Below are 15003 nucleotides of genomic sequence, written 5' to 3'. Positions count from 1 at the left end.
CAAGCCGCCGCCGGCTCCCTGGAGAGGCGGCGGCGGATGCGGGGTTCGTTGTGGTGGGCAGCTCAGCGCAGGGCGGCCGGCGGGGTGACGCGGTTCGCGCCGTAGAAGCGCTGTCCGCGGGCCGCCATGTCGCGCAGCAGCTGCGGTGCGGCGTACTGCTCGCCGTAGCGCGCGGCCAGGCGGTCGCACTCGGCCACCACCTTGTCGAGCCCGATCGTGTCCATCATCGAGAACGGGCCGCCGAGGTAGGCCGGGAAGCCGACGCCGAGGATGGAGCCCACGTCGCCGTCGGCGGGATCGATGACCACGCCCTCGGCCATCGCCTTCGCGGCATCGACGAGCTGGGCGTAGAGCATGCGCGCCTTCACTTCGTCCACGCCGGGCTGCTCGGCGAGCGGTGGGAACCGTTCGGCCAGGCTGGGCCACAACTTCTTGGTGCCGTCCGCGGCGTACTCGAAGAAGCCCTTGCCGTTCTTGCGGCCGTGGCGGCCGAGCTCGCCGACGAGCTTTTCCACCAGCTTGAAGGTGGGCGTCGGCTTGAAGGCCTCGCCCTCGTCCTTCTTGCGCTGCTGGCTGGCGTGGTAGGCAGTGTCGAGGCCGATCTCGTCGGACACGGTGAGCGGGCCGACCGGGATGCCGGCCATCTTCGCCGCGTTCTCGATCAGCGCCGGATTCACGCCCTCGGTGACCATCGCCAGGCTCTCGTTGATGTAGGCGCCGATGAAGCGGCTGGTGAAGAAGCCGGGACCGTCGTTGACCACGATCGGCGTCTTCTTCATCGCCTGCACCAGGTCGAGCGCGCGCGCCAGCGTCGCGGGCGAAGTCTTGCGGCCGCGGATGACCTCGACCAGCGGCATGCGCTCCACCGGCGAGAAGAAGTGCATGCCGATGAAGTTCTCGGGGTGGGCGCCGGCTTCGGCGAGTTCGCTGATCGGCAGCCCGGAGGTGTTGGAGGCGATCACCGCGTGCGGCGGCAGCACCGCGTCGAGCTTGCGCGTGATCTCGGCCTTGAGGCCGCGGTCCTCGAACACCGCCTCCACCACCAGCTCGACGTCGGCCAGGCCGGCGTACTCGGTGGTGGGGTGGATGCGGGCGAGGATGGCGTCGGCCTTGTCCTGCGTCATGCGGCCCTTGGCGATGTCCTTCTCCAGGCGCTTGCTGGAATAGGCCTTGCCCTTGTCGGCGGCGGCCTGGTCGCGGTCGATCAGCACCGTCTCGATGCCGAGCTTGGCGCAGTGGTAGGCGATGCCCGCGCCCATCAGGCCGGCGCCGACCACGCCGATCTTGCGGAAAGTCGTCTTCGGCACGCCTTCGGGGCGGTGCATCAGCTTGTCCGCCTTGCCCTTGTTGATGAAGAGCGTGCGGATCATGTTGCGCGACACCGGGTCGAGCTGCAGCAGGGTGAAGTACTTGGCCTCGACCTCGAGCGCCTTGTCCATCGGCAGTTGCGGGCCCTCGTACAGGCAGGACAGGATGGCCTTGGGTGCCGGCAGGTTGTGGAAGGTCCTGGCCTGCAGCATGGCGTTGCTGACCACCAGCATCTGCGCGACCGCGGGGGCCGAGGGGCCGGCGCCGCCGGGCACCTTGAAACCCTTCTTGTCCCAGGGCTGCACCGGGTCGCCTTGCTCGACGAGCCAGCGCTTCGCCTCGGCGAGCAGCTCGGCGGCAGGGACGATCTTGTGGATCAGGCCCATCTTCAGCGCCTTCTCGGCGGACAGGGCCTGGCCTTCCATCACCACCGGCATCGCCGCCTGGATGCCGATCAGGCGCGATACGCGCTGGGTGCCGCCGCCGCCGGGCAGCAGGCCGACCTGCACTTCGGGCAGGCCGAGCTGGATGCCGCGGGCGTCGGACACCACGCGGTAGTGGCAGGCGAGCGCGATCTCGGTGCCGCCGCCCAGCGCCGTGCCGTTGATTGCGCAGGCCACCGGCTTGCCGCAGGTCTCCATGCGGCGCAGCAGCTTCGACAGCGAGGCGTTCATCTTCAGGCGCTCGGCCACCGGGATTTCTTCCGCCTTGTCGAGGTTGGCTTCCATCTCCTTGAGGTCGGCGCCGGCGGCGAACACCGGCTTGCCCGAGGTGAAGATGGCGCCCTTGATGGCGTCGTCGGTGGCGAGGCGCTCGATCGCGGCCTCGATCTCGGCCATGAACTTCATGTCCATGGTGTTCATGTTGCTGTCGGTGCGATCGAAGAGCAGGGTGGCGATGCCGTCGGCGTCCACCGAGATGTGGATGACTTCAGTCATGACTGTCGATTCCTTGATGTGGTCCGGTGGCGCTCAGACGAGCTCGATGATGGTGGCGGTGCCCATGCCGGCGGCCTCGCACAGCGTGACCAGGCCGGTGCCGACCTGGCGGCGCTCCATCTCGTCGAGCAGGGTGCCGAGGATCATGGCGCCGGTGGCGCCCAGCGGATGGCCCATGGCGATGGCGCCGCCATTGACGTTGATGCGGTCGTGGGGGACGTTGAGGCGCTCCATCAGGCACAGCACCACCGAGGAGAAGGCTTCGTTGAGTTCCCACAGTCCGATGTCGGAGGCGGTCATGCCGGCCTTCTTCAGTGCCTTCTGCGCGGCATAGCTGGGGGCGTCGAGCATCAGCGTCGGCTCGGAGCCGACGGTGGCGACCGAGCGGATGCGCGCGCGCGGCTTGAGGCCGGCGCGCTTGCCGGCTTCGGCATTGCCCACCAGCACGGCGGCGGCGCCGTCGACGATGCCCGAGCTGTTGCCGGCGTGGTGCATGTGGGCGATGGCTTCGAGCTGCGGGTACTTGAGCAGCGCGACGCCGTCGAAGCCGTACTGCGTCCCCATCTCGAGGAAGGAGGGCTTGAGCGCGGCGAGCGACGCCAGCGTGGTCTCGGGGCGGATTGCCTCGTCCTTCGCCAGCACCGGCAGGCCGAGCACGTCCTTGACCGGCACCACCGAGCGGTCGAACCAGCCATTGGCCCAGGCCTGGGCGGCACGACGCTGGCTCTCCACCGCATAGGCGTCGCACTGTTCGCGGGTGAAGCCATGCAGCGAGGCGAGCAGGTCGGCACTGACGCCCTGCATGGTGAAATACATCTTGAACGCGACCTGCGGGTCGAGCGCCATGGCGCCGCCGTCGCTGCCCATCGGCACGCGCGACATGCTCTCGACACCACCGCCGATCGCCATGTCGACCTGGCCCGAGCCCACCTTGGAAGCGGCGAAGTTCACCGCTTCCAGGCCGGAGCCGCAATAGCGGTTGATCTGCATGCCGGGCACGCTGTCGTCGAAACCGGCTACCAGTGCGGCGACGCGGGCGATGTTGCCGCCCTGTTCGCCCACCGGCACCACGCAGCCGAGGAGCACATCCTCGATCAGCGTGCTGTCGAGGTTGTTGCGGTCGCGGACCGCCTCCAGCATCTGTGCAGCCAGTTGCACCGGGGTGATCTCGGCGAGCGCGCCGTCGGCTCTGCCCTTGCCGCGGGGGGTGCGCACATGGTCGAAAATGAAGACGTCGGTCATGACTGTCCTTTGCTGTGTTCGATGATCGGAATGGGCTGCCGCACCGGGGCATGGGCGTCCGCAGCGGGCGGTTTCCATGGACCTGCAGGCAGGGAGCAGGAACAATCCTAGGGCAAGGGCCGGCGCCTCGAGGAAATATGAGCGCGAAACTGAACGCAAGCGGATTAGGATGCGTAATATGAGGAAAGTTAAGTGGTTTTCTGCAATGCAAAAAACCGAACAAAACCCTGGCTCCAGTCCGTGGACGAGCGCTGCATGATGGGTGTCGAGGAGGGGCGATGAGCAGTCGGGGTTCGAAGGTCGTAACTGCGGCCGGGAAGGGCAAGACGGATGCGTCGGCACGGAGCGTGCCGGGCGCCGGGCGCATCGATTCGATGCTGCGCACCCGGCCCACGCAGGCGCGGGCACGCTTCACCGTCGAGGCGATCCTCGGCGCGGCCGACGAGATCCTGCGCACGCAGGGCGTGGATGCGGTCACCACCCGCAACATTGCGCAGCGGGCGGGGGTTTCGGTTGGCGCGATCTACCAGTACTTCCCCGACAAGGAAGCGATCCTGGTCGAGATTAGCAAGCGGATCATGGACGAGGCGTCGGTTGCGGCGTCGCCCGAGCTTTTCCGCCTGCATCGCCAGTCGCTGGACGAACTGCTGCAGGCCCTCTTCCGCAGCACGGTCGAGACCGAGAAGCGCCTGCTGTCCCTGGGCAAGGACTTCTATCGCAAGTACGCGCGGCAGATGCAGTTCGGCCGGGCGCAGGGCCTCGGGCGCGGTGACTGCACTTCGGAGCAGCTGGTGGCGAACATGGCACGCCTGCTGCAGCAGCATGCGGACGAGGTGGGGGAGCCGGACACCGAGATTGCCGCCTTCATGCTGGTGCGCGGCATCCGCATTCTGTTGGCGACGCTCGTGGAGGAGCGTCCGGAGCTGCTCGATTCGCCCTCGCTGGAGCCGATGCTGGTGCGCATCGCGCGCGCGATGTGCGGCCTGCGGGTGGGGGACGGGCCGACGGCTTGAAGTCGCGCGGTCAAGGCACAAAAGGCGAGGGCGCCGCCCGGATGGTCGGCGCCCTCGCTGGACGGATGGGGCTCAGGAGCGCAGCGGCTCGGCGACGGCGCCGGCTTCGCTAGTCCTCATCAGGGCGGAATCCTTCGACGGGGCAGGATGAGCCTCCTGCGGCCGGTGCTGGCCCACCGGGGCCTTGCGTCCTATGCCCAGCCAGCAGGCCAGCGCAGGCAGCAGGAAGATCGCGCCGAGCACGTTCACCAGGAACATGAAGGCCAGCAGGATGCCCATGTCGGCCTGGAACTTGAGCGCCGAGAACGCCCAGGTGCCGACGCCGATCGACATCGTCACCGCGGTGAACACCGCCGCCGTGCCGCGCTGGCGCATCGCCTCGTAGAAGGCTTCGCGCAGGCCGTAGCCGTGCTCGGCCATCTCGTGCTGCATGCGCTCATAGATGTAGATGCCATAGTCGACCCCCACGCCCACGCCGAGCGCGATCACAGGCAGGGTGGCGACCTTGAGACCGATCCCGAGGATCGCCATCAGCGCGTTGCACATGATCGTCACCAGCATCAGCGGCACGATCACGCACAGCACGGCGCGCCAGGAGCGGAAGGTCAGCCAGCACAGCAGCGAGATCGACGCGAAGATCGAGGCCAGCATCTGCACTTCGGCCTTTTCCACCGCCTCGTTGGTGGCGATGGCGACGCCCCCGTTGCCCCCGGCGAGGCGGAAGGTGGCGTTGGCGGTCTTGTCTGCGGCGATGAACTTCTGCACTTCATCGACCACGTGCTTGAGCGTCGGGCCCTGGTGGTCGGTGAGGTAGACGGCGATGTGGATCGTCTTGCAGCCGTGGGAGTTGAGGCCGTTCTCCGGGTTGGCGGCGCGGCCGCCGGTGCGCAGGGCGGCCTCGCTGCGCTGCAGCGCAGCCCAGCGCGGATTGGCCTCGTTGTTGCCCGCGGCGTACAGCTTGGCCATGCCCGCGACCGTGCTCACCGATTGCACGCCATCGACTCCGCGCATGTGGAGGTCGAAGCGCTCCACCGCGTTCATCACCTCCCAGTTCAGGCAGGCCTCGTCCAGGTTGCGGGTCTCGACGTACACCGACAGCACGTCCATGCCGATGGAGTAGTTGCTGATGATCCTGTCGTTGTCCTTGTTGTAGCGGGAGTCCGCGCGCAGCTCGGGGACGCCGCTGCCGATGTCGCCGGTCTGAAGCTGGCGCGAGTAGTAGGTGGCCGCGGTGAGCAGCACGAGCATGACGGCGAAGGTGACGAGCGCCGGACGCGGCTCGGACAGCGCGGACACCTTCCACCAGGTGGGGTGCTTCTCCTTGTTGTCGACCGGCTGGTCCAGCGCCATGCGCTCGAGATGCAGGTGCGACAGGATGATGGGCATGAACATCTTGTTGGTCATGATCATCAGCGCGACGCCGAGGCAGGCGGTGAGGCCGAGCTCGTGCACGATCGGGATGTCGATCACCATGATCACCAGGAAGCCCAGGGCGTTGGCGAGCAGGGCCATGATGCCGGGGATGGCGAGCTTGCGGAACGCGCCCTCGGCGGCCTCCATCGCGGTCTCGCCGGCGAGCACGTCCTGCTTCCAGGCGTTGGTCATCTGCACCGCGTGCGACACACCGATGGAGAAGATCAGGAAGGGCACCAGCACCGACATCGGGTCGATGCCGTAGCCGATCAGGGGCAGGATGCCGAGCAGCCAGATCACCGGCAGCAGGGCCACCGCGATCGCGAGCACGGTGAGCTTGAGCGAGCGCGAATACAGCCACAGCAGCAGCGAGGTGATGACGAAGGCGATGGCGAAGAACGTCACCACGGTGAACAGGCCTTCCATCACGTCGCCCATGACCTTGGCGAAGCCGACGATCTGGATGTCGACCTTGTCCTTGGCGAACTCGGCGCGGATGGCCTCGAGGCGCTTGGCCACCTCGGCGTAGTCGAGCTTCTCGCCGGTCTCCGGGCTGACCTCGAGCAGGTCGGCCTGCACCAGCGCCGATTTCAGGTCGTTCGCCACCAGGCGGCCGACGACGCCCGACTTGGCGACGTTGGCGCGCACCTGGTTGAGGCCGGCTTCGGTGGTCTCGAAGCGAGCGGGAATCACGACGTCGCCGTTGAAGCCCTCTTCGGTCACCTCGATGTAGCGCACGTTGGGGGTGAAGATCGAGCGCACGCTGGCGCGGTTGACGCCCGGCGTGAAGAACACCTCGTCATTGACCTTGCGCAGCACCGGCAGGAATTCGGCGTTGTAGATGTCCCCTTCGCCCTTCCACTCGACGCTGACCAGGATCCGGTTGGCGCCCGAGAAGGTGCTCGAGTGCTCGAGGAAGGCCGCCATGTAGGGGTGCTTGAGCGGGATCAGCTTGTTGAATCCGGGGTCGAGGCGGGTGTTCAGCGCCGAATAGCCCAGGCCGAGCGTGAGCAGGAGGAAGAACAGGCCAAGCGGCTTGCGCCACTTGATCAGCATGCGGGCCAGGACCGCGACGAGGGCGTCGGTTCGGGTGATGGTGTGGGCTGCGTTCATCAGGCGGCTCCGTCGTTCTGGGTCTGGTTGGCGGATGCGGGGGTGCGGACCTGCAGGCCGCCGTCGCTGGACAGCATCCAGCGGCCATCGCCGGTGACGACGATGTCGGTCAGGCTGGCGCGGCCCTCGCGGCGCACGATGTTCAGGTTCGTGCCGCCGTCCCGGCTCGACAGCACGATGCCGCCCTGGCCGACCAGCAGCAGCTCGCCGTCCGGCAGCACGGCGTGGCCGTAGATGGAGATCGGCGCGGGGACTTTGGCCTGCTGCCAGGATGCGCCACGGTCGGCGCTGAAGAAGACGTTGCCGCGCATGCCGTAGGCCACCCAGCGGTCGCCGCCGAGGTGGGCCGCGCCATAGAGCGAGCCGTTGTAGAACGGCTCGATGGCCTGCCAGCTCTGGCCGCCGTCCGACGACGACAGCGCGGTGCCGGCTTCGCCGACGATCATCCATTGCTGCCCGTCGGCGGAGGAGGCGATGTCGTTGAGGTGCCAGTCGGTCAGGCCGGGCAGGCTGTCGGCCTGCCAGCTCCGGCCGTCGTCGGTCGAGCGCAGGACGCGCCCGAAGGCGCCGACGGCCAGCCAGTCGCCGGAGGGCAGCTGGCGTGCGGACATCAGCGGCTCGCCGTTGGACTCGTCGAAGTTCACCTCCTTCCAGGTCAGCCCGCCATCCTCGGTACGCAGGATCCAGCCCTCGTGGCCCAATGCCAGCCCGCGCGCCGGGTCGGCGAACACGATGCGGGTGATCAGCGCCTGGCGGTCGTGGGAGATGGTGGCCGGCTTCCAGCTCTGGCCTTCGTCTGCGGAAACCAGGATCGAGCCGAGCTCACCGGCGATGACGAGTCCCGCCTTGCTGCGCTCGATGGTGGTGAGCTGCATGCGGTCAACGGGGATGCGCGTTTCCTGCAGCGGCGGCACGTGCCTGGGTGAGAACGAATAGATGCTGGCCGCTGTGACAATCAATGCCATGGCCATGCCTACGGGGGCGAGCATGGGGCGTCTCCTTTGTTGTTCCGGGTGCCGTCCGCCAGGGTGGGCGGCAGGGTGCGTCCATTATTGGCGCGTGGCGTTCGGGGGCATCGTCCAAAAGGGTTACGGCCCGGATGCGCCCCGGCTGGCGAGACGGTTCCGGGTGCGCATTGCCCGGGATGCCCTCAGGCCCTTGTGCCTGAAGGGAAAGAGTCTTTATGGGTCAGCCATTTACGGTAGTCCGTTCAGACGATGATGGTCGGGTTGTCGTATGGAACATTTCGCTCATCGCAGTAGGGATATCACCCGAAAAACGCCTAGGTTGGCGATCACGGAGGACATGGAGATGGGCGCGATGGACAAGGATCAGGTTCTCGGCATTCTGGCCGAAGATTACATGACGCCGGAGGCGGTAGATCTGGTGGCGCGGGCCAGGGCGATGGCGCCGCGACTCGCCGAGCGTGCTCGCGCTGCCGAGGCCGCGGGCATGGTGCCGGTCGAGACGGTGCAGGAAATGAAGGAGGCGGGCCTGTTCCGCGTGCTGCAACCCAAGCGCTTCGGCGGCTACGAGCTCGACCCGCGGGTGTTCTACCGGGTGCAGATGGCGCTTGCCGAGGGCTGCATGTCGACCGCCTGGATCTATGGCGTGATCGGCGTCCATAACTGGCAGCTCCCGCTGTTCCCCGAGCAGGCGCAACAGGACGTTTGGGCCAAGGACACCGGCGTGCTGATCGCCTCGACCTACATGCCCACCGGCAAGGCCGAGCCGGTCGAGGGCGGCTACCGATTCTCCGGGCGCTGGGGTTTCTCGAGCGGTGTCGAGCACTGCGACTGGATCTTCCTCGGCGGCCTGCTTCCGAAGAAGGACGGTTCGGGTCAGATGGAGCACACCACCTTCCTGCTGCCGAAGTCGGACTTCCGCGTCGAGAAGAACTGGGACGTGCTCGGCCTGCGCGCCACCGGCAGCCACGACATCGTGGTCGATGGCTGTTTCGTCCCCGAGCACCGCACGCACCGCACCAACGACCATAGCGACGCCGGCTGCCCCGGACGTCAGACCAATCCGGGCTGGGTCTACAAGATTCCCTTCACCCAGGTCTTCCAGCGCGCGGTGTCGTCGGCCTGCATCGGCGCGCTCGACGGCGCGATCGCCCACTTCCGCGAACGCGCGGCGGCGCACGTCGGCAAGCACGGCGCGAAGACGGCCGAGGACGTCAACGCCCAGCAGACGGTGTCCGAGGCGATGATGACCACCGACCAGCTCAAGCTGGTGCTGTTCCGCAACTACGCCCGCATCGTCGAGTGCGCCAAGACCGGCGAGCGCATGCCGGTGGAGGAGCGCCTGATGCAGCGCGCCCAGGCCTCGCAGGTGCCCAAGCAGTGCGCGACCGCGGCGAGCGAGCTGATGCGGGCCTGCGCTGCGTCCGGCACGTACAAGAGCAACCCGATCGAACGCGTGTTCCGCGACATCCACCAGGCGCGCGGTCACATCGCCAACAACACCGACACGTATGCGCGCGCGCACGGTGCGGTGATGCTGGGCCTGCCCAACGCCGATCCGTACATCTGATCGACCGGCTGCCACTGGAGAACGACGCGAGATGACAGCCCAGCGCTACCACGCCCTCAAGGTGAGGGCGGTGACCGAGGAAACGCACGACGCTAAGTCGGTCGTGTTCGAGGTGCCGCCCGAGCTGGCCGAGACCTTCAAGTATCGATCCGGCCAGTTCCTGACCCTGCGCTTGCCGGTGCTGGGGCGTCATCTGCCCCGATGCTATTCGATGTCGAGCGCGCCGACGCTCGACGCGCACCTTAGGGTGACGGTCAAGCGCGTGAAGGACGGCCGTGGCTCGAACTGGGTGTGCGACCGTGTGCGCCCGGGCGACACGCTCGAGGTCATGGCGCCGGCGGGGGTGTTCACGCCGGCCTCGCTGCAGGGTGAGTTCCTGCTGTGCGCCGGTGGCAGCGGCATCACCCCCGTGTTCTCGATCCTGCGTTCGGCGCTGGCGCACGGCCAGGGTCGCATCTGCCTGCTGTACGCCAACCGCGACGAGCGTTCGGTCATCTTCCGCGACGAGCTGAACGCGCTCGCCGCCGCGCATCCGGCCCGGCTGCAGATCATCCACTGGCTGGATTCGGTGCAAGGCGTGCCCTCGGTGGCGCAGCTCGCGGAACTTGCCCGCCCTTGGGCGCAGGCGCAGGCCTTCATCTGCGGCCCGGGCCTGTTCATGGACGCCATGGTGTCGGCGCTTGACAAGGCCGGCATGGCGGGCGAGCACGTTCACGTCGAGCGTTTCGTGTCGCTGCCGGACGAGGAGGACGTCGCCGCCATCAACGCTGCCGCTCCTGCGCCAGCGGCGACGGTCGAGCGCGCCAGGGTGGAGATCGAGCTCGACGGCGAGGTGCACACGCTTGAGGTGGCCGGCACCGAGACCCTGCTCGATGCTGCGCTCAAGGCCGGCATCAACGCGCCGCATTCATGCCAGGCCGGCATGTGCGCGTCGTGCATGTGCCAGGTGGTCGAAGGTGAGGTGCATCTTCGTCACAACGAGGTGCTCGACGCCAAGGATCTCGCCAAGCGCTGGACGCTGAGCTGCCAGGCGCTGCCCACCACCGAACGCGTCAGGGTGCGCTTCCCGGGGTGAGCGGGGCCCGGCGTGCCCGGGCAGGCAGGTGGCCAGGATCATTTTTCGAGGGGGGGCGAATTCGCCCGTTGCCCCTCGCTGTCGTTTGCGCTGCCCGCCCCTGTGCCCGCGGGGCGCGTCCATTGCCACTCTTTAGTCCCATCGGACGATGGCGCCCCGGGGCTGTTTTTCTACCCTAGCTTCACAAGCTCGCCGTATCGGGCGGGCTGGCACGCCGATCGGGCGGGTCGTGCAATCACAACACATGGGCCGCGCACGGCGCGGCGCTAGCCACGAGGAGACGGGACATGGCAGGTCGTATGCAGGGCAAGGTGGCGTTCGTGACGGGCGGGGGCAGCGGGATTGGCGCAGCGACTGCGCAGCGTCTGGCGCAGGAAGGCGCGACCGTGGTGGTGTGCGGTCGGCGGCGCGAACCGCTGGACGAGGTTGTCGCTGGCATCGTCGCCGCTGGCGGCAAGGCCGAGGCGGCAGTGGCCGACGTCAGCGACGAGGCGGGCTTCACCGCCGCGCTCGAGGCGGCGTCCCAGCGCCACGGCCGGCTGGACGTGCTGGTGAACAACGCCATGGCCTATACCTGGGGCAGCATCGAGGAGATGAGCACCGCCGACTGGCATGCCAACTTCGCGACCTCGGTGGATGGCACCTTCTGGGGCACGCGTGCCGCGATGCGGCTGATGAAGGGCAAGGGCGGCGCGATCGTCAATGTGTCCTCGATCTGCGGCCAGCTCGGCACGCCGTGGATGGCGGGCTATTCGGCGGCCAAGGCGGCCATCGACAACTTCTCGCGCGCCGCGGCGGCCGAAGGCGCGCCGCACGGCATCCGCGTCAATGTGGTGATCCCGGCCGTGGTGGAAACCCCGGCGACCGCCGGCATGCTGGCCGACGAGGCTTCGCGCAAGAACACCGAGAAGCTGATCCCGATGGGCCGCGTGGGCCAGCCGGAAGAGCTCGCCAACGCGATCCTGTTCCTCGCCAGCGACGAGGCGTCCTACATCACCGGGGCCAGCCTGCCGGTCGACGGTGGCCGCTCTTCGGTGCTGGTCACCGCGCTGTGAGCGCAGTCATGGCAGCACTTCCGAATCTCTTCAGTCCGGTGCGGATGGGCGAGCTCGAACTCGCCAACCGTATCGTGATGGCACCGATGACGCGCAACCGCGCGGACGCGCAGGGCGTGCCCGGTGAGCTGATGGTCGAATACTACGCTCAGCGCGGCGAGGCCGGCCTGATCGTTGCCGAGGGCGCATGGCCGAGCGCCACCGGCCAGGCCTATTGCCGCCAGCCGGGCATCGCCACCGCGGCGCAGGTCGCCGGATGGCGCAAGGTGACGGACGCCGTGCATGCGCGCGGCGGGCTCATCGTGTTGCAGATCATGCACGCCGGCCGCATCGGCAGTCACCACATCAAGGGCGAGGGGGTCGCCACCGTCGCGCCGTCGGCGATCCGTGCCGCGGGGGAGGTCTTCACCGACAGCGCCGGCATGCAGCCCTATGACCTGCCGCACGCGCTCTCCACCGAAGAGGTGCGCGCCGTGGTGGCGGAACATGCGCAGGCGGCGATCAAGGCCCGCGAGGCCGGCTTCGACGGTGTCGAGCTGCACTGCACCAGCGGCTACCTGCCGATGCAGTTCATGTGCTCGGGGACCAACCAGCGCACCGACGAGTATGGCGGCAGCGTCGCAAATCGCGTGCGCTTCGCGGCGGAGTGCCTGCAGGCGATGGCCGCTGCGATCGGCGCCGGGCGTGTCGGCCTGCGTTTCCGCGTCGGCAACAGCTACAACGACATCAAGGACGCGGACACGGTCGCCACCCACGCCGAGTTGCTGCGCCAGGTGAAGGACATGGGCCTGGCCTACGCGCACGTGATGCGTGCCGAGGCGCCGGAGATCGATGCGTTTGCGCTCGCCCGTGATGGCTTCGACGGCAAACTGATCCTGAACGACAGCTTTGACGGGGTTTCTGCGGATGCCGCGATTGCGTCTGGTCTGGGCGCGGCGGTGTCCTTTGCCCGCGACTTCATCGGCAACCCCGATCTGGTGCGCCGTTTGCGGGACGGCTTGCCGCTCGCCCGCTTCGACCGCAAAACCTTGTACACGCCGGGCGTCGAGGGCTACACCGATTACCCCACCGCCGAGGGGGTGAGCGCATGATCTACTGGGAAGACGTCATTCTCGACGAACCGCGCGAATCGTCCGAGCGCTACCTGCTCACCGCCGAGAACATCAAGGGCTTTGCTGCCGAGTGGGACCCGTTCCCGCCGCACGTGGACGAAGCCGCAGCGGCGAAATCGCCGATCGGCCAGCTGTTCGCGGCCGGTGTGCATTTGCTCTCGGTAACGATCCGCCTGAGCCACAGCATTCCCACCGATGAGACCGCCTCTATCGCCGGTCGCGGCTGGGAAAAGCTGCGCTTTCACCGGCCGGGCGTCGCGGGCGACGAGCTGCGCGCCCGCGTCACCCATGTCGAGCGCAGTCCGGGCAGCCGCCCCGAGCGCGGCGTGCTGGTTTCGCGCTTCGAACTGCTCAACCAGCGCGATGAGCTGCTGATCAGCTTCGATGCGCATGTCGTGATGCTGCGCCGCGAGCCGCTCGCGGTCTGAGCCAGCGTCCAGATTCCGAAAATTTGCAAGGAGAACGCCTTGAAGATTCTTGTCCCGGTGAAGCGGGTCGTCGATTACAACGTGAAGGTGCGGGTCAAGTCCGACCAGAGCGGGGTCGAGCTGGCCGGCGTGAAGATGTCGATCAACCCCTTCGACGAGATCGCCGTCGAGGAAGCGGTGCGCCTCAAGGAAGCTGGCGTGGCCACCGAGGTGGTCGCGGTGAGTTGCGGCAGCACCGCCTGCCAGGAGACCCTGCGCAGCGCGTTGGCGATGGGCGCAGACCGCGCCATCCTGGTCGAGACGGATGCCGAGCTGCAGCCGCTGGCGGTGGCCAAGCTGCTGAAGGCGGTCGCCGATCGCGAGCAGCCGCAGATCGTGATCTGCGGCAAGCAGGCGATCGACGACGACGCCAACCAGACCGGCCAGATGCTCGCTGCCCTGATGGGCTGGCCGCAGGCGACCTTCGCCTCCAAGGTGGCGGTGGGCGAGGGCGTGGCTGCCGTGACACGCGAGGTCGACGGCGGCCTGGAGACGGTCGAGCTGAAGCTGCCGGCGGTGGTCACCGCAGACCTTCGTTTGAACGAGCCGCGCTACGCCACCCTGCCGAACATCATGAAGGCGAAGAAGAAGCCGCTGGATGTGCTTCCGGCCGCGGAGACGGGCGTCGACATCGCGCTGCGGCTGCGCCATGTGCGTCATGCCGAGCCGGCCGCGCGCAAGGGAGGGGTGAAGGTGGCCGACGTGGCCGAGCTGGTGAACAAGCTTCGCAACGAAGCGAAGGTGATCTGAGGCGTACGATGAAGACACTGGTCATTGCAGAACACGACAACGAGCGCCTGGCGACGGCAACGCTCAATGCGGTCACCGCCGCGGCGCGTTTCGGCGGCGAGATCGACGTGCTGGTCGCCGGCCATGGCTGCGAAGCCGTCGTGGCGCAGGCGCAGGCCGTCGGCGGGGTGACTCGCGTGCTGAAGGTGGATGCCGTGCATTACGCCGAGCCGCTGGCCGAGAATCTCGCGATTCTGGTGCAGCGGCTGGCAGGCGAGGGCGGCTATCGGGCCGTGCTTGCCGGCGCTTCCAGTTTCGGCAAGAATCTCGGCCCCCGCGTGGCTGCGCTGCTCGACGTGGCGGCCGTTTCGGACGTGGTCGCGATCGAGGCGCCCGGGCGCTATCTGCGCCCGATCTACGCGGGCAACGTGATGGTTGCGGTGGAGTCGGACCAGACACTCGACGTGCTCACCGTGCGTACGACGGCCTTCGATGCTGCGGGCGCCGGTGGCGGCGCGGCGGTGGAGACCATCGCCGCCGGCCCGGATCTGGGCCTGTCGCGGGTCGTCGGTCGCGAACTCAGCAAGTCCGAGCGCCCGGAACTCGGCGCTGCGGCGATCGTCGTATCTGGTGGCCGCGGATTGGGCAGCGGCGACAATTACCGCCGGGTGCTCGAGCCGCTGGCCGACAGCCTTGGCGCCGCCCTGGGCGCATCGCGTGCGGCGGTCGATGCCGGGTACGTGCCCAACGACTATCAGGTGGGCCAGACCGGAAAGATCGTCGCCCCGGGACTCTATGTCGCGGTCGGGATTTCCGGCGCCATCCAGCACCTGGCGGGCATGAAGGATTCCAGGGTGATCGTGGCGATCAACAAGGATCCCGATGCGCCGATCTTTCAGGTGGCCGATTACGGTCTGGTGGCTGACCTTTTCGAGGCGGTACCGGCGCTGACGGCGAGTCTTGCCGCAACCTGAGGGTGCGAGACGTCTGGGCTGCCGGTGTG

12 protein-coding genes are annotated in these 15003 nt (G+C 67.9%); 8 read left to right on the top strand and 4 right to left on the bottom strand.

The genetic code is table 11. From position 1 onward, the window contains the following. Positions 1-62 precede the first annotated feature (62 nt). Positions 63-2246, bottom strand: coding sequence for a 3-hydroxyacyl-CoA dehydrogenase NAD-binding domain-containing protein (locus CKCBHOJB_RS11405; protein ID WP_281048790.1), 2184 nt, complete (start codon positions 2244-2246; stop codon positions 63-65). Between the two features lie 33 nt (positions 2247-2279). Beyond that, a complete protein-coding gene (locus CKCBHOJB_RS11400) occupies positions 2280-3488 on the bottom strand; it encodes an acetyl-CoA C-acetyltransferase (protein ID WP_281048789.1) in 1209 nt (402 codons plus the stop codon). Positions 3489-3766: 278 nt separating this feature from the next. On the opposite strand from CKCBHOJB_RS11400, the gene CKCBHOJB_RS11395 reads away from it, so the two are divergent. Continuing rightward, positions 3767-4501 (top strand): TetR/AcrR family transcriptional regulator, encoded by a 735-nt coding sequence (locus CKCBHOJB_RS11395; RefSeq protein ID WP_281048788.1) that lies wholly within the window; start codon positions 3767-3769, stop codon positions 4499-4501. Between the two features lie 72 nt (positions 4502-4573). Here the strand turns inward: CKCBHOJB_RS11395 and CKCBHOJB_RS11390 are convergent, their stop codons facing one another. Together CKCBHOJB_RS11390 and CKCBHOJB_RS11385 are read right to left on the bottom strand one after the other, a co-directional pair. Then, positions 4574-7027, bottom strand: a complete 2454-nt coding sequence (locus CKCBHOJB_RS11390; protein WP_281048787.1) for an efflux RND transporter permease subunit — start codon at positions 7025-7027, stop codon at positions 4574-4576. Beyond that, positions 7027-8016, bottom strand: a complete 990-nt coding sequence (locus CKCBHOJB_RS11385) for a YCF48-related protein (RefSeq protein WP_281048786.1) — start codon at positions 8014-8016, stop codon at positions 7027-7029. The genes CKCBHOJB_RS11390 and CKCBHOJB_RS11385 overlap by 1 nt, the downstream gene beginning before the upstream one ends. A 331-nt stretch (positions 8017-8347) precedes the next feature. Between CKCBHOJB_RS11385 and CKCBHOJB_RS11380 the strand changes: the two genes are divergently transcribed. The 7 genes from CKCBHOJB_RS11380 (at position 8348) to CKCBHOJB_RS11350 (ending at position 14974) form a co-directional block, all read left to right on the top strand. After that, positions 8348-9562: an acyl-CoA dehydrogenase family protein gene (locus CKCBHOJB_RS11380; RefSeq protein ID WP_281048785.1), complete on the top strand. Its 1215-nt coding sequence runs from the start codon at positions 8348-8350 to the stop codon at positions 9560-9562. Positions 9563-9593: 31 nt separating this feature from the next. Further along, positions 9594-10637, top strand: a complete 1044-nt coding sequence (locus CKCBHOJB_RS11375; protein ID WP_281048784.1) for a ferredoxin--NADP reductase — start codon at positions 9594-9596, stop codon at positions 10635-10637. 287 nt (positions 10638-10924) lie between these two features. Beyond that, positions 10925-11692 (top strand): SDR family NAD(P)-dependent oxidoreductase, encoded by a 768-nt coding sequence (locus CKCBHOJB_RS11370; RefSeq protein WP_281048783.1) that lies wholly within the window; start codon positions 10925-10927, stop codon positions 11690-11692. Positions 11693-11700: 8 nt separating this feature from the next. Next, complete coding sequence (locus tag CKCBHOJB_RS11365; protein ID WP_281048782.1) at positions 11701-12783, top strand: alkene reductase; 1083 nt, start codon at positions 11701-11703, stop codon at positions 12781-12783. Further along, positions 12780-13232 carry a MaoC/PaaZ C-terminal domain-containing protein gene (locus CKCBHOJB_RS11360; protein ID WP_281048781.1) on the top strand — a complete coding sequence of 151 codons (453 nt, stop codon included), beginning with the start codon at positions 12780-12782 and terminating at the stop codon, positions 13230-13232. The genes CKCBHOJB_RS11365 and CKCBHOJB_RS11360 overlap by 4 nt, the downstream gene beginning before the upstream one ends. A 39-nt stretch (positions 13233-13271) precedes the next feature. Beyond that, positions 13272-14021 carry an electron transfer flavoprotein subunit beta/FixA family protein gene (locus tag CKCBHOJB_RS11355; protein WP_281048780.1) on the top strand — a complete coding sequence of 250 codons (750 nt, stop codon included), beginning with the start codon at positions 13272-13274 and terminating at the stop codon, positions 14019-14021. Between the two features lie 8 nt (positions 14022-14029). Continuing rightward, positions 14030-14974: an FAD-binding protein gene (locus tag CKCBHOJB_RS11350; RefSeq protein WP_281048779.1), complete on the top strand. Its 945-nt coding sequence runs from the start codon at positions 14030-14032 to the stop codon at positions 14972-14974. Positions 14975-15003 lie beyond the last annotated feature (29 nt).

Origin of the sequence: Thauera sp. GDN1 (genome assembly GCF_029223545.1) — a bacterium.
In the GTDB taxonomy this organism is placed as follows: domain Bacteria; phylum Pseudomonadota; class Gammaproteobacteria; order Burkholderiales; family Rhodocyclaceae; genus Thauera.
The sequence above is the reverse complement of the archived record's forward strand: the minus strand, read 5'-3'. Positions and strand labels throughout refer to the sequence as shown.